Annotated in this window: 19 protein-coding genes; 11 read left to right on the forward strand and 8 right to left on the reverse strand. The window is 28.1% G+C overall.

Going from position 1 to position 22,489, the window contains the following annotated elements:
• The first annotated feature begins 141 nt into the window (after positions 1 to 141).
• The 11 genes from RI68_RS01015 to RI68_RS01065 all read left to right on the forward strand — a co-directional run bounded on the left by RI68_RS01015 (position 142) and on the right by RI68_RS01065 (position 11,602).
• The gene (locus tag RI68_RS01015; RefSeq protein WP_017193393.1) at positions 142 to 1,482 is read left to right on the forward strand and encodes an FAD-dependent oxidoreductase; all 1,341 of its coding nucleotides are present in this window, start codon (positions 142 to 144) and stop codon (positions 1,480 to 1,482) included.
• A gap of 114 nt (positions 1,483 to 1,596) precedes the next feature.
• Positions 1,597 to 1,794, forward strand: coding sequence for a type III secretion system effector protein (locus RI68_RS01020; RefSeq protein WP_261974270.1), 198 nt, complete (start codon positions 1,597 to 1,599; stop codon positions 1,792 to 1,794).
• Positions 1,795 to 2,153: 359 nt separating this feature from the next.
• The gene (locus RI68_RS01025; protein ID WP_017193395.1) at positions 2,154 to 2,774 is read left to right on the forward strand and encodes a superoxide dismutase; all 621 of its coding nucleotides are present in this window, start codon (positions 2,154 to 2,156) and stop codon (positions 2,772 to 2,774) included.
• Positions 2,771 to 3,220: a transcription antitermination protein NusB gene (locus RI68_RS01030; RefSeq protein WP_017193396.1), complete on the forward strand. Its 450-nt coding sequence runs from the start codon at positions 2,771 to 2,773 to the stop codon at positions 3,218 to 3,220. Before RI68_RS01025 ends, RI68_RS01030 begins: the two co-directional genes overlap by 4 nt.
• A 458-nt stretch (positions 3,221 to 3,678) precedes the next feature.
• Positions 3,679 to 4,902 (forward strand): DEAD/DEAH box helicase, encoded by a 1,224-nt coding sequence (locus RI68_RS01035; protein WP_017193398.1) that lies wholly within the window; start codon positions 3,679 to 3,681, stop codon positions 4,900 to 4,902.
• A 5-nt stretch (positions 4,903 to 4,907) separates the two neighbouring features.
• Complete coding sequence (locus RI68_RS01040; RefSeq protein WP_017193399.1) at positions 4,908 to 5,801, forward strand: deoxyribonuclease IV; 894 nt, start codon at positions 4,908 to 4,910, stop codon at positions 5,799 to 5,801.
• Positions 5,802 to 6,166: 365 nt separating this feature from the next.
• Positions 6,167 to 7,747 carry an ABC transporter substrate-binding protein gene (locus tag RI68_RS01045; protein WP_017193400.1) on the forward strand — a complete coding sequence of 527 codons (1,581 nt, stop codon included), beginning with the start codon at positions 6,167 to 6,169 and terminating at the stop codon, positions 7,745 to 7,747.
• 96 nt (positions 7,748 to 7,843) lie between these two features.
• The gene (locus tag RI68_RS01050; protein WP_017193401.1) at positions 7,844 to 8,773 is read left to right on the forward strand and encodes an ABC transporter permease; all 930 of its coding nucleotides are present in this window, start codon (positions 7,844 to 7,846) and stop codon (positions 8,771 to 8,773) included.
• A gap of 37 nt (positions 8,774 to 8,810) precedes the next feature.
• Positions 8,811 to 9,677, forward strand: coding sequence for an ABC transporter permease (locus RI68_RS01055; protein ID WP_017193402.1), 867 nt, complete (start codon positions 8,811 to 8,813; stop codon positions 9,675 to 9,677).
• Between the two features lie 156 nt (positions 9,678 to 9,833).
• On the forward strand, positions 9,834 to 10,817 hold the full coding sequence (locus tag RI68_RS01060; protein ID WP_017193403.1) for an oligopeptide/dipeptide ABC transporter ATP-binding protein: 984 nt from the start codon (positions 9,834 to 9,836) through the stop codon (positions 10,815 to 10,817).
• Entirely contained in the window at positions 10,814 to 11,602 is a 789-nt protein-coding gene (locus tag RI68_RS01065) for an ABC transporter ATP-binding protein (protein ID WP_017193404.1), read from the forward strand. The genes RI68_RS01060 and RI68_RS01065 overlap by 4 nt, the downstream gene beginning before the upstream one ends.
• A gap of 289 nt (positions 11,603 to 11,891) precedes the next feature.
• Here the strand turns inward: RI68_RS01065 and RI68_RS01070 are convergent, their stop codons facing one another.
• From RI68_RS01070 to pheS, 8 genes are all read right to left on the reverse strand, one after another.
• A complete protein-coding gene (locus RI68_RS01070) occupies positions 11,892 to 13,088 on the reverse strand; it encodes an extracellular solute-binding protein (protein WP_017193405.1) in 1,197 nt (398 codons plus the stop codon).
• Complete coding sequence (locus RI68_RS01075; RefSeq protein ID WP_017192236.1) at positions 13,081 to 13,881, reverse strand: ABC transporter permease; 801 nt, start codon at positions 13,879 to 13,881, stop codon at positions 13,081 to 13,083. Before RI68_RS01075 ends, RI68_RS01070 begins: the two co-directional genes overlap by 8 nt.
• Positions 13,865 to 14,713 carry an ABC transporter permease gene (locus RI68_RS01080; RefSeq protein WP_017192237.1) on the reverse strand — a complete coding sequence of 283 codons (849 nt, stop codon included), beginning with the start codon at positions 14,711 to 14,713 and terminating at the stop codon, positions 13,865 to 13,867. The genes RI68_RS01075 and RI68_RS01080 overlap by 17 nt, the downstream gene beginning before the upstream one ends.
• Positions 14,714 to 14,719: 6 nt before the next feature.
• Positions 14,720 to 16,015, reverse strand: a complete 1,296-nt coding sequence (locus tag RI68_RS01085) for an ABC transporter ATP-binding protein (RefSeq protein WP_017193406.1) — start codon at positions 16,013 to 16,015, stop codon at positions 14,720 to 14,722.
• Positions 16,016 to 16,086: 71 nt separating this feature from the next.
• On the reverse strand, positions 16,087 to 17,910 hold the full coding sequence (gene lepA, locus RI68_RS01090; protein ID WP_017193407.1) for a translation elongation factor 4: 1,824 nt from the start codon (positions 17,908 to 17,910) through the stop codon (positions 16,087 to 16,089).
• A gap of 99 nt (positions 17,911 to 18,009) precedes the next feature.
• Positions 18,010 to 18,930, reverse strand: coding sequence for a ribosome small subunit-dependent GTPase A (gene rsgA, locus RI68_RS01095; RefSeq protein WP_017193408.1), 921 nt, complete (start codon positions 18,928 to 18,930; stop codon positions 18,010 to 18,012).
• 14 nt (positions 18,931 to 18,944) lie between these two features.
• Complete coding sequence (gene pheT, locus RI68_RS01100; protein WP_017193409.1) at positions 18,945 to 21,335, reverse strand: phenylalanine--tRNA ligase subunit beta; 2,391 nt, start codon at positions 21,333 to 21,335, stop codon at positions 18,945 to 18,947.
• 50 nt (positions 21,336 to 21,385) lie between these two features.
• Complete coding sequence (gene pheS, locus RI68_RS01105; RefSeq protein WP_017193410.1) at positions 21,386 to 22,420, reverse strand: phenylalanine--tRNA ligase subunit alpha; 1,035 nt, start codon at positions 22,418 to 22,420, stop codon at positions 21,386 to 21,388.
• Positions 22,421 to 22,489 lie beyond the last annotated feature (69 nt).

Here is a 22,489-nt window from a genome sequence, read left to right on the forward strand (position 1 = left end):
TTATTATGATATAATTATTATGTAAAAGTTTTTTAAATGTTATTTATTTTTGTTATTCAATATTTTTTAGGAATAAATAAACGATATAAAATAAATTAATATGTGGTTTTCAATTAAAATAATTATAAGGTAGGTTTTTTCATGTTAAAAGTTATTGTTATAGGGTGTACTCATTCAGGAACTGCTGCAGTTAAAACTATTAAAAAAAATTATAGCGATGTTGATGTAACTGTTTATGAGAGAAACGACACAGTTTCCTTTCTGTCTTGCGGAATAGCTTTATATATTGGCGGAGTTGTCCAAGATAGAAGAGGGTTATTTTATTCTAACCCAGATGAATTAACGCAAATGGGAGCTAATGTCAATTTAGAGCACGAAGTTTTAAAAGTAGATTTTGATAAAAAAGAAATCGTTGTTAAAAACTTAAAAACTAACGAAGAGTTTGTAGATCGTTTTGATAAGCTAGTGTTATCTACTGGTTCTTGGCCAGTTATTCCTCGCTTAGACGGAATGGATTCTAAAAATTTATTATTATCCAAAAACTTTGCCCACGCTAACGAAATTATTGAATACGCTGCTGGCGTGAAAAAAATTACTGTTGTGGGTGCTGGTTATATTGGTGTTGAATTAGCGGAATCTTTCTCTCATCAAGGTAAAGAAGTAGTGTTGATTGACGCGGAAGAAAGAATCATGTCTAAATACTTAGATAAAGAATTTACTGATTTAGCTCAAGACGCTTTTACTAAAAATAACGTTAAATTGGCTTTAGGACAAAGAGTTTCTACATTAGAAACTTCTAATGGGTTAATTACTCACGTACACACTGATAAAGAAGTTTTTGAAACAGAAATGGTTATTATGTGTATTAGTTTCATTCCGAACACTAAATTAGTGAGTCATGGATTAAAAACGTCTCTTAATGGCGCTTTAGTAGTTAATGAATACTTGCAAACTTCTAATCCAGATGTTTATGCTTGTGGTGACTGTGTTAATATTTATTATAACCCAACACAAGAGTCTAAATACATTCCTTTAGCGACTAACGCTGTTAGAATGGGGACTTTAATAGGAATGAACATTAAAGAAAATAAACATAAATATTTAGGCACTCAAGGCACTAGTGGTATTAAAATCTATGATTTAAACATCTCTTCTACTGGTTTAACTGAAAATGTGGCTAAATTATTAGGTTTAAATTATGCTGCTGTAACGATCAGAGACGCTAACAGACCTGAATTTATGCCGGATTATGAATCAGCTTTATTAAAAGTAGTTTTTGATAAAGAAACACGTAAGATTTTAGGCGGACAGATTTTATCTAACGCTGACTTAACAGAAAAAATGAATACTTTAAGCGTATGTATTCAAAAAAATATGACTATTGATGAATTAGCGTTTGTAGATTTCTTTTTTCACCCTTATTTCAACAAACCTTGGAGTTTGTTAAACTTAGCAGGCTTGAAATCTTTAGACATTAAATAATATCAGTAAGAACCTCAACTAGAAAGAAACTAAAAAAAATATATGTTTTTTATCTTTTTTAAAAAGATTTTTCTTTACTTATTAATTTTTTTAATAGGCAGTTTAGGAGGAGCTTTGTTTTATAAAAAAGCTCAAACTAACGAACCGTCTTTTTTAACTAAAAAAAGAATAGATATTGTTAGTAGTCAAATTAAGAACCAAATTGGTTTTCAAACTAACACTAACGAACCAAGCTTTAATTTGTATCACGAAATGTTGCATCATTGGTTAATCGCGATCAACGAAATAGATAAACAATTTTTCACTAAATAAGGAAAAGAAAGTTTTTTCAACAAATAAAATAAGCGTATGAAAGATAACTTTGGGCTAAATTAATAAATTATTGTTATTCTTGATAATTATTAAATTAGTCCAAAGTTTCTTTATAAGTTGTTTTAACATCATTTTTTGAAAAAACCTCGTTTTATTGATCTTAGAAAGGTTTTAAACTAGCTTTAAACCTTTTTTATCAAAAGTAACTTCAAAATTTCTTAATTACTCCTTTTGGCACTTATAAAAGTGTTATAACGTTTAATGAAGAAGTTTTTATTATGATATCATTTAAAAGTCAACTAAATCTTGGCCAAGAGATTAGTCAATTTAAAAAAAGGAGAAGAATTTGGATTAAGATTATGAAAAAATATCAACTACCTCAATTACCTTATGCTTACGATGCTTTAGAACCTTTTATTGATGCTACAACAATGAAAATACATCACCAAAAACATCATCAAACTTATGTCAACAAATTAAATACTGTTTTAGAAAAATATCCACAAATTAACGGCGATTTAGAGGTTTTATTAAAAGATTTATCTTTAGTGCCTGAAGAAGCAAGAACGGCTGTTAGAAATAACGGCGGCGGTCATTATAATCATTCCTTTTTTTGGCAAAATTTACAAGTTAATAATGGTGCTCAACCTGCTGGTAAATTAAAAGAATTGATCGAACGTGATTATCAGAGTGTCGAAATTTTAAAAGACCAAATAGCTTTAAAAGCGAAAACTGTTTTTGGTAGCGGTTGGACTTGGTTAATTTTAAACCACCACAAGAAATTAGAAGTAGTTAGTACGTCTAACCAAGATACGGTTTTAAATTTAGGCTACCCTCTTTTAGGGATAGATGTCTGGGAACATGCTTATTATTTGCATTATCAAAATCGTCGCCCAGATTACATAGAAGCTTTTTATAATATCATTAATTGGCAACAAGTGGCTAAAAATTTAGAAGAAGCTATGTTGAAAAAACAATGATAAATTCACAAACTAATTTACATTACCACCAAATATATATGTTTCCTAAAAAGATGAAAGAGCTAAGGGTCGAAATCATTAATAATCTATATCAATATGATTTTTACCACAACGAACTTCAAGTCCAAAACCCTAATATTAATGAAAAGATCGTTCTTGTAGAACAATTAATTAATAATATTGTTTTAATAGATAATATTATTCAAAAAAACTTATACGATTATACTTTAGATAGATTGAATAAAGTTGATAAAGCTATTATTCGTTTAGCTACTTTCGAATTAATGGAAAAAAAACTGTCTCATAAAATTATTATTAACGAAGCAATTGAATTAACTAAAGAATATTCGTCTTTAAATAATAATAAACAATATAAATTCAACAATAAGCTTTTACAACTTATTTATGAAGACCTTGAAAGAAATACCTATAAAAAAAGCTTTTAAAATAAAAGTTTTTTTTATGTCTTATGTTAATTTTTTTTAAAAAAAGAAAAGTTTTCTGAAAAAAATATGTTTTCTGTTGGTTCTGAATGGTTTTGGTCATTAACGGATTAAAAGTCATTATTAACTTTTACAAAATCTATAAATGGTTAAAATAGGAACCAATGAAAAAACTAAGATAGCTAGAAAAATTACTAAATTAGTAACAGTAAAAAATTTAGTTTTTTTCATTACTATTGGTGTTTTATTATTTTTTTTTATTTTTTTTGGCGGAATTTTTTTATTATTTTTTTTCATGTATTTCTCTTTCCTTAATTGTTTATTTAGATATCTCAAAAAAATCTATTTATTAATATTTTAAAGGAAAAAAACTAAAAAAATACTTTTTTATTTTATTTTTTATTTTCGTTGGTTTAAAGACGGAAAATATTTAAGTTATCACAAAAGAAAGGGTTGAAATAATGCAGACCTATCTTCAAGACAAATTAAAATTATTAAAATTTAAAACTATTACTCCAATACAAAAAAAATTTTTCGAGGAGTTTGATAAGCCTTTTAACTTAGTAGGAATTGCTCCTACAGGAACAGGTAAAACTCATGCTTATTTATTGCCTATTTTAAGCAAAATAGAATGGAATAAAAACATGATTCAAGCGGTGATAGTTGTTCCTACTAATGAGCTTGTTTTTCAAGTTTTTAATATGTTAAAAGAAATTGAAAAACAAAATTCTAAAGTAAAGATTTTTTACGGTGGAATGGATAAACAAAAAATACTCTCTAGTTTGAAAAAAAAACAACCTCCCGTGGTGATCACTACTTTAAGTAAGTTAAGCGAATATGCCCAAACTTTAAACAAATTAAATATTTTTAAAGCTGCTTATTTAGTATTAGATGAAGCGGATATGTTATTTGATCAAGAATCTTTAAATGGATTAGACCCTTTATTGGTTAAATGGCGACCTAAAATATTATTATTTTCTGCTTCCATCACGCCCGCTATGAAACCTTTCATTAATAAATATTTCGGCAAATCTTTATTTTTAGATGTTAATTCAGAACAAAAAATAAATTTAAAACATTACGCTTTAGAAAGTTCTTCTGATAAAAGAATCAATAATTTGGTTCACTTTTTTAAAACTTTAAACCCTTATTTAGCCTTAATTTTTGTTTCTCATAAAAAAGACCAATTTATGGTTTATGAAGGTTTAAAAGAAGCTAATTTAAATGTTTTAAACTTTTCTTCTGACTTATCAGTTAAACAAAGAAAACAACATATGGCTGAAATTAAAAAAATGAAATATCAATATATTATTTCTAGCGATTTAACTGCCAGAGGGCTAGACTTAGATATTACTTGGGTAATTCATTATGATTTGCCGAGCCGTAATTTAGAGTTTTTCCAACACCGTAGCGGTCGTACAGGTAGAATGGGCAAAAACGGTAACGTTTTAGTGATTTATAACGAAAAAGATAAAACTTCCTTGGATAAAATTAAAAAACTTAATGATATTGATTTTAATAATATTACTTTAACTAAAACAGGTTTTCAAGAAGAAGTTAAAAAAGAAGTTCGTCCTAAGAAACAAACTCCTAATAATAAAATTAACCCTTCCTACCATAAATACAATTTTTCTAATAAAAATGGTAAAAAAAATAACCTTCATTTTTCCAAAAAAAAGAGATAAAAAGAATGATAAAAATAGGTAGTCATGTCCCTTTTAATAAACCTTTAATGTATTTAGGTTCTTTACAAAAAAGTTTATCTTTTGACGCTAATACTTTTATGATTTATACTGGAGCACCACAAAACACTATTAGATCTGATTTGAAAAATGCTAACTTATTAGAAACTTTCGAACAAATGAAACAACATAATTTAGACCCTAATGATTTAGTAGGTCATGCACCTTATATTGTTAATTTAGCCAACCCTTCTTTAGCGAAAAGAACTTTCGCGATCGATTTTTTAACGAAAGAATTATACAGATTTGAACAAATGAAAATTGTTCGAATGGTACTTCATCCTGGCAATAACATGAATAAAAAAAAAAAAAAAGAAGCGATAGAATTTATCGCTTTAGGTATCAACCAAATTTTTAAAAATACTGCTGGTTTAAAGGTAGGGATAGCTTTAGAAACTATGGCCGGCAAAGGAAACGAAATAGGCGCTTCTTTTCAAGAGTTAAAAGATATTATTACTTTGATTGAAGATAAAAAAAGAATTTCTGTTTGTTTTGATACTTGTCATGTTTTTGATTCTGGTTATGATATTAAAAATAACTTTGAATTAGTGATGGAAGAATTCGATTCTATTGTGGGTCAACAATATTTATCTGTTTTTCATATTAACGATTCTAAAAACGTTTTAGGCAGTAAAAAAGATCGTCATGAAAATATTGGTTACGGAAATATCGGTTTTGAAGCTTTAATTAATATTATTTATCATCCTTCTTTTTTATCTTTACCAAAAATATTAGAAACCCCTTTAATTAATGGTTTCGCTCCTTATAAAGAAGAAATAAAAATGATTAAAGAAAAAACCTTTAACCCTGATTTGAAAAAAAGTTTTGAAGAAAAGGTTTAAAAAAATATAAAAGACTCATTAGTCGATAAAGAACTGAGAGAAACAAAAAAGCTATGTAAACACATAGCTTTTTTGTTGTTTAATAACTGTTGTTTTCTTTTTTTCGGCATACACAAAAGAGTTATTTTTAGAAAAAGCTCTTAGTAAATGTTATGAGAAATCTGTCTGAGAGATAAGTTTATATTTCTTCTTAAACAAGTATTTTGGACAAGTTTTTAACCTTTTTTGATTTTTTGGATAAGGCATAAAAATAAAAAAATGTATCAATTTTCTCCAAACCCTTGAAAAAAAAAAAAAAACATATATAATTTATATTGATATGCAGTAATTTATTAAATAATATCAAAAAGGAGCATTTTTTATATATGTCAAAAATAAAAAATAATAAGAAATTAGTAATTATATTTTCTAGCGTTTTATTAGGCTTTTTATTATTTTGTGGTGTGCTTTATGTTTATAAACTTGGAAAAGGGGCAGATAATAAGGACAAAAAAACTGTTGTTAATGTGGTTTGGCAAGGAGATATTAACGGTTTCGATCCGACTAACAAATCACATTCCAGTTCTGCATTGTCCCAAAGATTTTATTTAGCCGTTCACGATACTTTAATTGTTTTTGATAATGTTAATAAAAAAACAGTTGGTAGACTGGCTGAACAATGTGATAAACAAGGAAAAGAAATTACTTTCACTCTTCGCGATAATATTTTTTTTCATAACGGCAAACTTGTAACAACCGAAGATGTTGTATATTCTCTTCAAAAAGGCATAAACAACAATAATAATGATTATTCAGATATGATTCAATATTTGAATGTTTTAGATGATAAAAAAGTAAAAGTTACAATTAAAAATGATATTCCACACTGGGCTTCTGTTTTCGAAAGATATATAATTTTATGTAAATCTGCAGTTGAAGCTGACAATAATCAAGGCGTTAAAATCGGCGCAGGTCCATATAAATTAGTTAATTATGAACGCGATGACAAAATTTCGTTTGAACTTTTTGAAAATTATTGGAACAAAGAAGCCATCAAAGAAAGTTCGAAAAAATTGATGGTTAAAATTCAAAAATCATTTGAAACCACTTTACAAGAACTAGAAGAAGGAACAATTGACTTAACTGTAGACGTTCCCTCTGATCAAGTTGATTTTTTAAAAGAAAAAATATCTAAAAGAACACTTAAAGGTTTAGAAATAGTAGAAAATAAAAGCGCTAAGGGTGTTCAAATTTATATGAATGCAGCACGCACAAAAAAACCAGCACGTCAAGCGATAAGTTTAGCTTTAAATTTCCGTCCAATAATTTCTTCTTTAAAATTGCCTGGAACACCCTTAGATACTTACGTTCCAAGCCTTTTAGTTGGACACAATGAACAAATTAAACGCAAATACGATATGGACGCAGCTAAAACAATAGTAAACGGATTGTCAGCTGAAGATAGAAAAATTAAATTAGGTTGTAGCAATAAAGAAAATAGTTCTCTTCCTAATAAAATAGCAGAAAGTTTAAGAGAAAATGGTTTTGTTGTTGAAATAGACATGCCTGACTTTAATGCTTTGTTAGCAGAAGTGAAAAAACCTACTTCTTCCTATAATATGGTTTTATTAGGCGAATTGCATGAAATGGGTTACGGTCACAAAGCTTTATGTGATTATTTCTTAAAGGATTCTGAATATGCTTTACCTCACATTCAACAAGGCGATGCAACAGATAAAGATAAAGGCGAAGTGATCGATTCTAAATTGAGACAAGCTCAAAAAGAAAGCAATTTAGACACATATACAACTTTAGTAAAAGAAGTTCAACAAATTTTAAATGATGAAGTTTATGTAATACCTATATACGAAGGAAACACATACTTTTTAAAATCTTCTAAAATAAAAGACTTTACATGCGATATTTTTTCTAGAATAAATTGGGAAAAAATAAAAAAGTTAGCATAAAAAAATGATGAGTTTTAATCCGAATTACATATTTTTATATTTGGGTTAAAAACCATCATTCTTTTTTAAATAATAAAATAATTTTGAGGATAAAAAATGATAAAATACATTTCAAAAAAATTTTGTTATAACATGATGATTTTTATATCTGTTATTTTTATAAGTTTTTTTACCGTTAAATTAATACCTGGCGATCCTATTAGTGCAATTGCAGGGTTGAAAGGCGGCAACCCAGCACAAAGAAAAGCTTTAGAACGCGATTTAGGCCTTGATTTGACTTTGTTAAAACAATTGACCAACTACTTAACACAAATTTTTTTGCATTTTGATTTCGGTAATTCGTATTATAATGATAAATTGCCAGCCGTAAAATTATTTTTTAAAGCTTTTCATAACACTTTTAAATTAGCGTTATTGAGCGCTCTATTTGGTTCTTTATTAGGTATTTTATTCGGTGTTCTTTCGTCTTATTCGAAAGGTAAGAACAAAAAATTACTTTTAAACGGTTTTTTTGTTTTTGTCATGTCGTCTCCTACTTTTGTTATCGCTTGTTTAATGCAATTATATTTAGGAAAAATGTTTCATTTGCCTAGATCAGGTTTTGACACTCTGCAAGCTATGATTTTACCTGTTTTAAGTTTATCTTTAGTCGTGAGTGTTTCGGTGTTTAAAATAACTCAAACCAGTATGAAAGAAATATTAGAACAACCTTATATCAAAGCAGCTTACGCTAAAGGATTGTCCAAAAATCATATTATGTTTAAATATGCTTTAAAAAACGCGTTAATTCCTGTTGTGGCTCATATAGGCTTAATGTTTAGTTATTTAATCGGTGGCGCTATAATTACTGAATTCGTTTTCAACATTAAAGGAATTGGAAGTTTAATTATCTCATCATTCGAGAATAGAGATTATTTAGTATTACAAGGAAGCATCATTTTATTAGCTTTATTCATTAGCCTTTTTAACTTATTGTTAGATTTTGTTTACACTTTATTAGATCCTCGTATAAATAAAAAAATTTAAATACATAAATGTTCAAAAAAAGGATAATTAAATTTAAATGTTAAAAATAAAAAAAATACCACAATCAATTCATACGATGTTTAAAACAATCAAAAGCAATAAAAAGATTTTAATTGGTTCTTTATTTTTAAACCTTTTAATTGTATTTTCTTTTATGATGCCTTTTTTTTCTTTTATCAAAAATCCTAATGTATCGCCTTATAAACGCTTACAAGGAATTAGTTGGGCCCATTGGATGGGAACTGATTCCACTGGTAGAGATTTATTTAGTAGAGTGATATATGGAGCTAAAATTTCTTTACAAATAGCTTTTTATTCTGTTGCAATAAGTAGCATAATAGGTTCTTGTTTAGGAATTATGGCGGGTTATTTTAGAGGATTTTTTGATACTGTGATTAATTTTGTATGTGATATTTTAGTAGTTTTTCCTGATTTTATTTTAGCTATCGTAATTATGTTCTTTTTAAATAAAAGCATGACTTCGTTAGTGATTGTTTTAAGTATTTCTCGTATTCCTTCTTTTATCAGAGTGATGAGAGCTAATACGATGCAAATAAAACAAAAAGATTTTATTAAAACTTCTAAAGCGTTAGGGGCGAGTGATATCAAAATTATTTTTAGACATGTTTTACCTCATTTAACATCTTGTTTCATCATTCAAATTACTTTAAGCATGTCATCTGCTATTCTAACTGCTTCAGGACTAGGTTTTATCGGTTTAGGACTAGATCCACAAATTCCTGAATGGGGAAGTATTTTAAGTTCCAGTAAAAGTGATATGAGATGGTATTTCCATCTGTTTTTAGGACCTTTTATTGTGATCTTTTTAACGTGTTTATCTTTTAATTTGATAGGTTCTGGTTTGATGGAATATTTTGACCCGAAAAACGAACAACAAGAATAATAAATCTTTTTTAAACTAATCGTAAAAAGATTGCTAACCAAAAGATTTCTTGAGGATGATAAAAGAATGATAATGGGTTCCTCTAAAAAAGATTTCTTTTTAAGAAAAAACGTGTTTTTAAGTCTTATTTAAAAAAATAAAAAGGATTTGAAAAAAATGATAAAAAATAAAATTTTAATTAAAACACAAAGTTTATCTAAATTTTTTGACTTAAAAAAGGCTTTTGCGAAAAAAAATAATATCGTTTTAAAAGCTAATAATAATATTAATTTATCCGTTTTTCAAGGAGAAACTTTAAGTGTTGTGGGTGGCTCTGGTTCGGGAAAATCAACTTTAGGACAAACTATTTTACAAATTAAAAAACCTACTTCGGGTCATGTTTTTTATTATAAAGACGAACAGGAAATAGATTTAACGCTTTTATCGAACAAAGAAACACGTTTATTGAGAAAAGACTTACAAATTATTTTCCAAGACCCTTTTTCTTCTTTAAATTCTCGTTTGAAAATAGGAGATATTATTGGCGAAGGTTTATTGATTCATAAAATGGTGAAAAGCAAAAATGATCCTGAACATAAAAAGATGATTTTGCAGATAATGGGGAAATGTGGAGTTGATTTATCTTTTTATGATCGTTTCCCTCATCAATTATCTGGCGGACAAAGACAAAGGATATCTATCGCTAGAGCTTTGATTTTAAAGCCTAAATTTGTCGTTTGTGATGAGATAGTCTCAGCCTTAGATGTTTCTATTCAAGAGCAAATTTTAACCCTTTTGGATGATTTAAAAAAACAATATCAATTGACTTTTTTGTTTATCACTCATGATTTAGGAGTAGCACGTTATATTAGCGATCGTATAGCGGTCATGTATTTGGGTAAGTTAGTGGAATTAGCGCCTACAGAGAAAATTTTTAAAAATCCCCAACACCCTTATACCAAACAATTATTAAACGCTATTCCTAAGTTAGAAACAGAAAAAGAAAATTATTTTAAAATTACATATGAAACTGATAAAGTCTCTTTTTTATACAGATCAGATCAAAAAGATCTAGATTGGCACGAAGTGTCTCCTAATCATTTTGTCGCTTGTACTATTAAAAATAAAAAAATCAGTCAAAAGGATGGTAAAAAAGCATGAGTTTATTAAAAGTTAATAATTTACATACTTATTTTCAAACTCAAAAAGGCTTCATCAAAGCGGTGGAAGGGGTTAGTTTTGAATTGGAAGAAGGGCGCACTTTAGGTATTGTAGGAGAATCTGGTAGCGGCAAAAGTCAAACAGCTATGTCTATTTTACAATTGTTTGAACCCAATCAAAAAATACACCAAGGAGAAATTGTTTTTAACAAACAAGTTATTTCTAAGTTTGACGCTCAAGAAATGCAGAAAATTCGTGGCAACGAAATAGCAATGATTTTCCAAGATCCTATGGCAAGTCTGAATCCAGTTTTTAAAATTAAAAACCAAATAATGGATGTTTTAATGTTACACCGTAAAATGAACAAAAAAGAAGCTTATAATAAAGCTTTAGAAATGTTAGGTAAAGTAAAAATTAAAAATCCCCAAATAATTATGGAATCCTATCCTTATCAATTATCCGGCGGCATGTGTCAAAGAGTTATGATTTCCATCGCTTTAGTTTGTAAACCTAAAATTTTAATCGCTGATGAAGCGACTACTGCTTTAGATGTTATCGTGCAAAAAGAAATTTTAAACTTAATGAATGAATTGAAAAAAGAACAAAAGATCTCTATTTTGTTCATTACTCATGATTTAGGGGTTGTTTCTCAAATGGCAAATGATATTATCGTTATGTACGGAGGCAAAGTGGTAGAAAAAGGTTCTACTAAAGCGATCCTACATAATCCACAACACCCTTATACTAAATCATTATTAGCTAATTTTAAAAAAACCGATATATAAATAAACCCAGTTGATATAAATAGATTATTGTATTATTGTAATATTATAAAGATAAAAAAGACCCTTTTAAAGCGTCTTTTTTATTATTAGGAAAATTATTTTTTGTTTTTAAATTTTGATTTATTTCTTCCAATAAAGCATTATTGGTTTCTAATAATTTATTTTTTCTTCCATTAATTTGTTTGTTTAACTGTTTTTATTGCAAAAATTAACATGAAAATGAACAAAAAGAAATTGACTCTAAATGTATATGACATTTTCGGCGCTCATGAATTAATATTCCTCCTTTTTATTTTTTACGAAAATATTTGATAAATCGGAAGAGAAGTAGAAGCGAGATAATGAATAAATTGATAAATAATAAATAATTATCTTGTGGTCTTGGGTGAGCGTAAATTTCATTCCAAGAATCATTTATTTCTTTTTTTATTTCTTTATTATATTGATACATTTGATCGCCGTCTTTTATTTCAATCTGTAATTCGCCATTTTTTGTTTCCTTATAAGGCGAATCGTAACCGATAAATTCGGCGTTTTTGCTTATATTTTTTTTGTCCAACAAGAAGTTGATGAATTCATAAGCTCCTTTGGTGTTCGCATTTTTCGGTAACACGATGCTATCAACCCAAATATTGGTACCTCGTTCTTTTTCGTCGCCTTCATCAAAAGGATAAAAATCTAAATTTTTATTTTGTTTCATTAAGAATCTAGCATCACCGGAATAAGTTAAAGAAATATCGTATTTTTCTTCGCCTTGGATTTTCATTTGATCAAGAAGTTGATCAGTAACAAAAGATAATTTATTATTGGTGTTTTTCAAGTCTAATAGCCATTCTTTAGCTTTAATGATTTGATCTGAAGTAGGGTTTTGAATATTCCCGTCAGTAGCCTTTAAACCGATAAAAATACCTTCAAAAGAATTATTATATAAAGAAATTTTCTTTTCCGGATTCATCATTGAATTTTTCCAATTTTGGATTTCATCCTTGTTTATTCTTTCTTTATTATATAATAAACCTAAATTGCCCCAAAAATAAGGAATAGTGTAAGGTTTTATATTTTGAGGTAATTTATTATCATATACGCCTTTAAATTTTTTTGTCAATTCGCCTATTTCTTTTTTTCCTTTAAATTTATCAATTTTATCGTAATAAATTCGTTCCAATAAATTCGGATCTTCTTTGTTTAATTTTTCTATCGCGTATTCGCTCAAAATAGCAATATCGTATTTATCCCCGGATTTAATTTTGTTAACAGCCAATTCATTAGAAGAAAAAAAACTTTGTTTAATGACGTAGTTTGTTGATTGTTTGTTAAATTCAGTTATAAGACTTGGTTCTATAAATTCGCCCCAATTAAACAAAATAATAGTTTGTTTTTCTGGATGAGAATAAGAGTCTTTTCTCATTATTTTATATGCTAAATAAAAAATGCTAAAAAAGACCATCAAAAGACCGATCCGCAAAAGATATTTTTTTTTATTCATGTTTTTTAGAGTCTTTTCTTAAATTTAAATAATTTAATAAAATTTTAATTAGCACAAATAAAATTAAAATAGACGATAAAGCGTTAATAGTAGGATTAACGGTTCCTTTTAAGCTATAAATATAAGCAGATATATTTTGATAGTCTGCTCCACCAGCGAAATAAGAAATAATAAAATCATCAAAAGATAAAGCGAAAGCGATACTCGCGCCAGCCAACATCGAACCTTTTAATTGAGGCAAAAAAACTTTGATAATGGTTTGCAAGGGTGTAGCGCCCAAATCATAAGAAGCTTCAATTGAATCTATATCTAAAGTAGAGGATTTAGCGTAAACAGTGACCAAAACATAAGGTACACTAAAAGAAATATGAGCTAATAACATACGCCAAAAACCACTAGTTAAACCCACACAACTAAATAAAACAAACAACGCTAAAGCGTTAATTATTTCCGGAATAATGATCGGCAATTGGTTAACATTTAAAATCACTTTACGCCATTTATTTTTGTAATTCATTAAAGAAATAGCCGCTAAAGTTCCAAAAATAGTAGCAAAAAAGGTCGATAAGAAAGCGATTTGAAAAGTAACTATAACAGTGGATTTAATCGAATTATCTTGAAATATTTTATAATACCATTTAATCCCAAATTTGTTAAAATGCACTAAAGATGCTATTCTTCCTTCGTTTTCATTAAAAGAAAAAATAATTAAGGAAATAATAGGAAGATAAATAAAGATCATCATCAAAACCAAAAAGAGAGAGGAAAAATTAGTTTTATTTTTCTTTTGCATAATCATTATTACCTTTATATTTGTTACTTTTTTTAAAAAAAGTTAAAATTAAAAACATTAACAAAGTTAAATTAACTGCCATTACGCAAGCACTTTTTATATCCCCGTTTAAAAAGGTGGTATTTTCAATTAGTTCGCTAATAGAAGTAACGGTAGTGGGTCCTAAATATTTAGGTACAACAATATTGGTAACTATTTGTAATAAAATTAAAACAGTTCCGGCTAAAACTCCTGGCAAAGACAAAGGGAAAATTACTTTAGTAAAAATTTGTTTTTCGTTAGCTCCTAAATCTTTTGCCGCTTCCACCAAGTTCGGATCTATTTTCACGATACTCAAATAAATAGAAACAAACATATAAGGCAAAAATAAGTAAATATAACCAATAAACATAGCGATATCGCTTTCTAAAATCCTTATACCGAAACACCTTTCCATTAAAGAAAAAATTTGCACCAAAGCTTGGGTTTTTAAAATCATATTAATCCAAATAGTCCCATTAATCAATAAAACTAATATCGGTTGGATTAAGACATGGCGTTTAGAAACGATATAAGCCAAAGGATAAGATAAAAGGATAATTAAAAAAGTAGCGATAACAGCGATCGAAATCGATCTCAATAAGACATAAATAAAATTAAGATTCTTATAAAAATTTTGATAATATTCAGTGGTAAAAACTATTTTGACTAATTTTTGGTCGTTATATTGTTGAAAGGAATCAAATAAAATAATTAAAATAGGCACAATCACTAAAAAAACAATAATGATAAAGTACGGCAAAGACAACCATTTATAAATTTTATTTGTTTTGTTGGTGCGTGAGGATGACATATTTGTTCACCATACTTCCATAATATGTAAATCTTCTGGATTGAAAGTAATCCCGACTTGGCTATTCACTTGCACAAAATCCGTTGTATGGATTAAATAATTACGATGTTTATTGTTAATAATTACTTCCCAATGAACTCCTTTAAATAAAACTGATTGGACGATCCCTTGGATTAAACCATCTTCCCATTTGATAATATCAATGTCTTCCGGACGAATTACTACATCTACTTTTTGATTTTCATCAAAACCACGGTCTACACAAACAAATTCTTTATCGTCAAACCACACTAAAAAATCTTTTTTCATCACTCCAGGAATTAAATTAGATTCCCCGATAAATTGGGCGATAAATTTATTAGCTGGTTCATTATAAATATCTTGGGGAGTGCCTATTTGTTGAATTTCGCCTTGTTTTAAAACTACGATTTTATCACTTAAAACCAAAGCTTCTTCTTGGTCGTGTGTCACAAAAATAAAAGTAATCCCAGAATTTCTTTGAATTTCTTTTAATTCGTATTGCATCTCTTGCCTTAATTTTAAATCCAGAGCAGCTAAAGGTTCGTCTAACAATAAGACTTTGGGTTTATTAATCAAAGCTCTCGCGATAGCGACTCTTTGTTGTTGCCCGCCTGATAAATGGTTAATATCTCTATTTTCAAACCCCTTTAAACCAACTAATTTTAAATAATGCAAAACAGTCTTTTTGATAAAAGCATTTTTTTCTTGATAAGTTAAAAGGTCTTTTTTTAAAAGAGTTATTTTTTTTTGGTGTTCTTGATTAATAAGGTTTATTTTTTCTTTTAACTCTTGTTTTAATGCTTTGATTTCTGGCGCAAAACCCACTTTGAACCAGCGTTGTAACCAAGTCTTTTTAGAGGAGGTTTTAGCCATTATTTTTTCTTGATAAATTTCAATTAAAACGTTTATCTCTCGTTGAGTTTTAACCTTTAAAGCTTTGATTTTTTGATTAGTTTCATAATTTAAATCTTTTATTTTTAAACTAAAAGCGATATTTTCTAAAACATTTAAATGAGGAAATAAAGCATATTTTTGAAAGACAGTGTTAATTAATCTTTTATGCGGCGGCACATCAACAATGCTTTTATTGTTGAAAAGAACATCTCCGCTACTAAAATCATCAAAACCACCGATAATTTTTAAAATAGTGGTTTTTCCACATCCTGAAGGGCCTAATAAAGTCACAAATTCATTAGTTTTGATTTCTAAGTTAATATCTTTTAAAATAATTTGATTATCGATGACTTTATTAATGTTTTTTAATTCGATTAAATTGCTCATGTTTTTCAACCTCTTTTGAATAAATTAAATAACCTTTGGTCTCTTGTTAAGCTATTAAGACAATGTAAATCTTAATTGTCGTTGGCCGAAAGAATAGCTAAAAAGGCTTTTTGAGGTAATTTAACTCTTCCTATTGTTTTCATTTTCTTTTTACCTTCTTTTTGTTTGGAAAGAAGTTTTTTCTTCCTAGTAACATCACCACCATAACATTTATCAATCACGTTTTTACGCATCGATTTAATCGTTTCTCTAGTGATAATTTTTTTCCCTAAAGCCGCTTGAATTGTAATTTCAAACATTTGTTTGGGAATCATGGTTTTTAAAGTTTGACAAATAGCTTTCCCTCTGTTATAAGCGAAATCTTCATGTACGATGAAAGACAACGCTTCCACTACTTCAGAATTTAATAAAATATCCATTTTTTTCAATTTACTAGGACGATAATTATCTAATTGATAATCAAAAGATGCATAACCTTTAGTCGCGGATTTTAATTTATCAAAATAATTATAAATTACTTCGGAAAGAGGTAATAGATAATTCAGAGTTACCCTTTGATCGTTTAAATATTGAATATTCTCTAATTGGCCTCTTTTATTTTGAGAAATCTCCATGACTGCTCCAATATACATTTCCGGACAAGTAATAAAAGCATTAATATAAGGTTCTTCTACTCTTTCGATAGATTGGTTATTAGGCCATTTGTTTAAATTATCAATAATAATTTTTTGATTTTGTTTAGTAAACACATTAAAAATTACCGAAGGAGCGGTAATAATTACTTCGATACCGAATTCTCTAACAATTCTTTCTTGGGTAATTTCCATATGTAAAAGGCCTAAAAAACCAATCCTAAAACCAGAACCTAAAACATTAGAATTTTCTTTTTCATAAAGTAAAGAAGAATCGTTTAATTTTAATTTTTGTAAAGCTTCTTTTAAACTTTCGTATTTACTTGTATCCGCAGGATAAAGTCCACAAAAAACTACAGGATTGATTTGACGATAACCTGGTAAAGCTTCTGCATTATTGTGTTTTTGTAAAGTAATGGTATCTCCCACTCTCACAGCGTCCATATTTTTAATAAAAGCAGTTAGATAACCTACATCGCCTGCTGCTAAAAAATCTTTTTTAAAAGGATGAGGGTTAAAAATACCTACTTCAATCACTTCATAAACAGCTTTACTCGCCATAAAATGGATTTTATCGCCTTTTTTAACTATGCCGTTAACAATCCTAATATAAGGAATAACTCCTTTAAAAGTGTTAAAAGTGGAATCAAAAATTAAGGCTTGTAAAGGTTTAGCAGCATCCCCTTGAGGCGGTTTGATGTTAGTAATGATTTGTTCTAAAATTGCCGCCACTCCTAAACCAGTTTTACCACTAGCGGAAATAATAGTATTTGTATTTAGTCCTAACGTATCTTGAATATCTAATTTAGTTTTTTCTACATCAGCGTTGGGTAAATCTACTTTATTTAAAACCGGAATAATAGTTAAATTATTTTCTAAAGCTAAATAAACGTTGGATAAGGTTTGGGATTGAATTCCTTGCGAAGCGTCTACTATTAATAAAACCCCTTCACAAGCGGCCAAAGCACGTGAAACTTCATAACTAAAGTCCACGTGTCCCGGAGTGTCAATTAAATGCATAATATATTCTTCCCCATCTTTCGCTTGATAAATAATTTCCACTGAATTTAATTTAATAGTAATGCCACGTTCTTGTTCTAAATCCATCGAATCTAAATATTGAGATTTCATCGACCTTTTTTCAATGGTATTAGTTATTTCTAAAATCCTATCCGCTAAAGTAGATTTTCCATGGTCTATATGAGCGATAATAGAAAAATTACGTATTTTTTTTTGTCTTTGGTTAATTTTATCAAAATTCATATCAATAAACAACTTTCTTAATTAAAAAATGAGTTTCTGATATCATTTTACCTTTATTTTAATCTTTATGATCAAAAGAAAGTTAAAATCCAAAAATTATCATGTTTTATGTTTAAATTTGGTTCTTTTGTTCTTAATTTCTTCTACAAAAGAAAGGTAATTATTATATCTTTTTAGAGGAATGGAACTATTTTCTACCGCTTCTTTGACTTTACATTTGTTCTCATTAATATGTAAACAACTATAACCAAAAAAACATTCTTCAGATAAAAGGACAAAATCATTATAAAAATTTTTAATTTCTTCAACTTTAATTTCTGATAAATCTAGTTTCGAAAAACCAGGAGTATCAGCTATATATCCTTCATGAAAAAAAAACAATTTCGAGTTTTTGGTCGTATGCTTACCTCTACTTAAATGTTTAGAAACTTCTTGAGTTTTTAAATTAAGCGAAGTTAAAGAATTTAATAAAGTAGATTTACCTACTCCGGTTTGTCCGGCTAAAATGGTGACTTGCTGTTTGAAAAGAGGGTATAAAACATCTAAACCTTCTTTATTAGTTTTAGTCACATAAAAAACCTGATAAAATTTTTCATAATAAGATATTTTCTTTTTTAAAAGGTCTATTTTGGATGATTCCACTAAATCTATTTTAGTAAAAATTAAAATTATTTTTAAACGGAATCTTTGCAAAATAATTAAAAATTTATCTAATAATTTAAAATGGAACTTCGGTTGTACCAAAGAAAAGACTAAAAAGACTTGATTGATATTAGCGATACTAGGTCTTTGTAATTCGTTAGTACGGGGAACAACAATGCTATCAATTAAAAATTGGTTTTTTTTACGTTCAAACATGACTATATCACCCACTTTTATTTTGGAGTAATCCGCAGTATCAGAATTATTTTTAATATTTTGTATTTTTCCTTTAACTTGGGCATGAATTTTTTTTTTAGTTTCTAGATCGACAATAACATAATCTTTAGTTAAAAATTCAATTATAATTCCTTTACGCAAAAAAATGAACCACCTTATCTGATTTGGACTTGAAACGATTGTTTTAATTTATCTTCTATTTTAGTCATTATTTTTTCAACATTGTTTTTTTGTAAACTTTGTTGATTGTCTTTAAAAGTAAACCTGAAAGATAAGGAATATTCATCAGTCGATAAATCTTTATTTTGATAAAGATCTAAAAGTTCGTATTTGACTAAAATATCTGACACTTCTTGTTGTAAAAATAAAGATACTTCTTCAAAAGTGTATTTTTGGTTAATTAAAAAACTTAAATCTCTAGTGATAGAAGGGAATTTATTAATATTTTGAAAAACGATGGTCTTTGGTTCATCAAAAAAGCTATCTTTTAAAGTGATATCTAAAAGGAAACTTTTTTTTAGATGATAAGCGTTATTAACATTAGGGTGTATCTCGCCAATAAAACCAATTTTTTCCTTATCTAGGACAATATTAGCTTGTCTACCAGGGTGAAGGTTGGCATATTCCTTAGTTTTTACTAACTTTAAATCTATGTTTAAAAAAAGTTGAATTCTTTCCAAGACTCCTTTTAACACAAAAAAAGAACTTTCGATATCTTGTTTCAACCAACTGGAATTGAAAAATAAACCACTTAAACCTAAAGATAAATGCATGATTTCTCGGTCGGCATAATAAGCTTTACCAATTTCAAAAAAAGCGTTATTTAGGTTATTATTTTTTTGATTAAAACTTAAGACTTCTGTCATATTAGCGGCTAAATTTTGTCTTAAAATAGTTTTTTCTTGCGAGATAGGTTTAGTTACTGAAACATACTCTTGACTATTAGAAAACATTTTAAAAAGAGTTTCGTTTAATAAGCTATAAGTTTTTAATTCCATAAAACCTAAATTAGCTAATAAACTTCTTAATTTATATAAACCTTGTTGACGGTTAGTTCTTAAACCAATAGTTTTATATTGGCTTTTTTCTGAAACATCCATATCATTATAACCACGAATACGAACTAAATCAGAGATAACATCTTCATAAATTTCCGCATCATAACGTCTAGATGGGCCAACCACTTGAAAAACGTTATTTTCTGAAGTTTTAATTTGGTAATCTAATTTAGTTAAAATATCTATGACTTCTGGGGATGAAAAATTAATCCCAGTTTTTTTATTAATCTTTTTTAAAGAGAAAGTTAAAACAGGGTTTTGACGTGTTTTCAGATGAGAAGAAACCATTTTTTGGTTTACTTTAACTGAAGTTAATTCTTGCAATAAAGAAGTCGCTTTATCTAAAGCTTCTTTTAATAATGCTTGATCAATCCCTCTTTTAAAACGTAAAGCGTTTTCATTTTGAATATTTAACCTTTTACTCGTTTTAAAAACATTTTCTGTTTGGAAAGCAGCTGTGGAAAGAATTATTTCTCGCGTTTGGCGATTAATGTTGTATTCAACAGAGTTAATCATACCCGCTACTGAAATAATTTTTTTATTGTTGGTAATCACTATATCTTCTTCGTTTAAAAGATATTCGTTCTTCTCAGCATCAACCACTTTTTGCCCTGAAAGAGCTTGATTAATTTCAATAGTAGGTTTTTTTAAATCACTAGCATCAAAAGCGATGATAGGAATACCATATTCGATCATAACTAGGTTCATAATATCCACTACATTATTAACTGGTTTAATATGACTGGTATTTAAAATATTTCTTAACCATAAAGGGCTAGTAGTCACTTTCACATCCGTTAAATAACGTAGATTATATTCCCAACAATGATCATTATTGATTTTCACTTGAAAAGGGTTAACTTCTTGTTCTTCGCGAATAGGTTCATAAGAAGGGGCGATAAAGTTAAGATGTTGTTTAGGCCTAGAAATAGCGGCTAAATCTTTCGCAAAACCAATATGAGACAATAACTCCGCTTTATTAGGAGTTAAAGCTAATTCCACAAAAGAACCTTGTAATTGAAGATATTCTAGAGCTGATTGTCCTACTTGAGCGTCATCACCTAAAAGTAAAATCCCCTCTTCGGTGTTTTCTTGATCTGTTAAATATTTCAGATTTAAACCGATTTCTTCAGCGGAACAAATCATACCGTTAGATTCGACTCCGTAAAGGTTTTTTTTTTCAATAGTCGTTTTAATAGTGTCTAAATAAGACCCACTTTGGATTACTACTACTTTTTTATTGACCGCTAAATTAGAAGCTCCACAAACAATAGATAAAACTTCCTTACCAATATTAACTTGCACTAAATTAAGTTTAACTGTCTGAGGTATTTTTTCAAATTGTACTATTTCCCCTATAATTAACTCTTGGTTAGGGTTAATAAGATCTGTGGATTCAACTTCAATAATATGGTTATTGACTAAATCTTTTAAATCATTGGGCAGCGGAAAAAGATATTTTTTTAAGATATTTTCGTTAATTATCATAAGATAACTCCTTGTTAGTAAATTATTTGATTAAAAAAAGATGATAAAAACTATTTAGCGAATTGTTTTAAAAAACGCATATCGTTATTATAAAAATGACGAATATCTTTAATACCGTATTTTAACATTGTGATTCTTTCGATACCGATACCAAAAGCGAAACCTTGGAAAATTTCTGGATCAAAACCACCGTTTTTTAAAATTTCGGGATGAATCTGCCCTGCTCCCATAACTTCTAAATAAACGTCTTTTTCACCTTTTTGTTTGATAATTAGATCAACTTCTAAACTAGGATTAGTAAAAGGGAAATAAGAAGGACGGAATAATAATTTCTGTTCTGTACCGAAAATGTGTTGCACAAACATAATAATAGTTTGTTTTAAATCTATTAAAGTAGTGTGTTTATCAATAACAAAGCCCTCTAATTGGGTAAATTGATGACTATGAGTCGCATCATCTTTATCTCTACGGAAAACATTGCCATAAGAGATAACTTTTAAAGGTTGGGAATTACTTGCTAACATAGCTTGAATTTGGACAGAAGAAGTGTGGGTTCTTAAGAGCGATTGAGGGTTAATATTTAAATAAAAAGAATCCTGCATGTCTCTTGCTGGATGTTCTTTACCAATGTTCATTGATTCAAAATTATACAAATCACTCACAATTTCTTTACCATCATAAATAGAATAACCCATGCCTAAAAAAAAGTCTTCCGCTTGTTCGAGGATTTTATTTAAAGGATGAATGGTTCCGACTGGTAATTGAAAAGAAGGTAAGGAAATATCCGTTTCTTCTTCTTTTAATTGTTGGTTTAATTGTTCTTGTTCTAAAACATATGTTTTTTCTTGAAATAAAGTGTTTATTTTTTGTTTTAAAAGATTAATAGCTTTCCCGATGGTTTTTTTTTCTTCTAAAGAGTAATTTCTTAATTCCTTCAATAAAACGGCTATTTGACCGTTTTTACCAATATATTCTACTTCGGCTTGGTATAACTGTTTAATATCGTTAATAGTTTGAATATCTGTTGTAATTTGATCCTCTAAAGTCGTTATTTTTTTTTTAAATTCAATAATGTTTGGGTTCATAAAATAACCTTTTAAATCCTTTATTTTTCATAAATTTTTAAAATTAATTTTTATCTTATTTCAATAAAT

Origin of the sequence: Vaccinium witches'-broom phytoplasma str. VAC, from assembly GCF_000309405.1 — a bacterium.
Taxonomy (GTDB): Bacteria; Bacillota_I; Bacilli_A; order Acholeplasmatales; family Acholeplasmataceae; genus Phytoplasma.

Coding starts and splice junctions, on each gene's coding strand:
- RI68_RS01060 (WP_017193403.1), top strand. CDS start 9,834: ATGATAAAAAATAAAATTTTAATTAAAACACAAAGTTTATCTAAATTT.
- pheT (WP_017193409.1), bottom strand. CDS start 21,335: ATGATAATTAACGAAAATATCTTAAAAAAATATCTTTTTCCGCTGCCC.
- pheS (WP_017193410.1), bottom strand. CDS start 22,420: ATGAACCCAAACATTATTGAATTTAAAAAAAAAATAACGACTTTAGAG.
- lepA (WP_017193407.1), bottom strand. CDS start 17,910: ATGAATTTTGATAAAATTAACCAAAGACAAAAAAAAATACGTAATTTT.
- RI68_RS01045 (WP_017193400.1), top strand. CDS start 6,167: ATGTCAAAAATAAAAAATAATAAGAAATTAGTAATTATATTTTCTAGC.
- RI68_RS01070 (WP_017193405.1), bottom strand. CDS start 13,088: ATGAATAAAAAAAAATATCTTTTGCGGATCGGTCTTTTGATGGTCTTT.
- RI68_RS01055 (WP_017193402.1), top strand. CDS start 8,811: ATGTTAAAAATAAAAAAAATACCACAATCAATTCATACGATGTTTAAA.
- RI68_RS01075 (WP_017192236.1), bottom strand. CDS start 13,881: ATGCAAAAGAAAAATAAAACTAATTTTTCCTCTCTCTTTTTGGTTTTG.
- RI68_RS01035 (WP_017193398.1), top strand. CDS start 3,679: ATGCAGACCTATCTTCAAGACAAATTAAAATTATTAAAATTTAAAACT.
- RI68_RS01040 (WP_017193399.1), top strand. CDS start 4,908: ATGATAAAAATAGGTAGTCATGTCCCTTTTAATAAACCTTTAATGTAT.
- RI68_RS01065 (WP_017193404.1), top strand. CDS start 10,814: ATGAGTTTATTAAAAGTTAATAATTTACATACTTATTTTCAAACTCAA.
- RI68_RS01025 (WP_017193395.1), top strand. CDS start 2,154: ATGAAAAAATATCAACTACCTCAATTACCTTATGCTTACGATGCTTTA.
- RI68_RS01085 (WP_017193406.1), bottom strand. CDS start 16,015: ATGAGCAATTTAATCGAATTAAAAAACATTAATAAAGTCATCGATAAT.
- RI68_RS01015 (WP_017193393.1), top strand. CDS start 142: ATGTTAAAAGTTATTGTTATAGGGTGTACTCATTCAGGAACTGCTGCA.
- RI68_RS01080 (WP_017192237.1), bottom strand. CDS start 14,713: ATGTCATCCTCACGCACCAACAAAACAAATAAAATTTATAAATGGTTG.
- RI68_RS01050 (WP_017193401.1), top strand. CDS start 7,844: ATGATAAAATACATTTCAAAAAAATTTTGTTATAACATGATGATTTTT.
- RI68_RS01030 (WP_017193396.1), top strand. CDS start 2,771: ATGATAAATTCACAAACTAATTTACATTACCACCAAATATATATGTTT.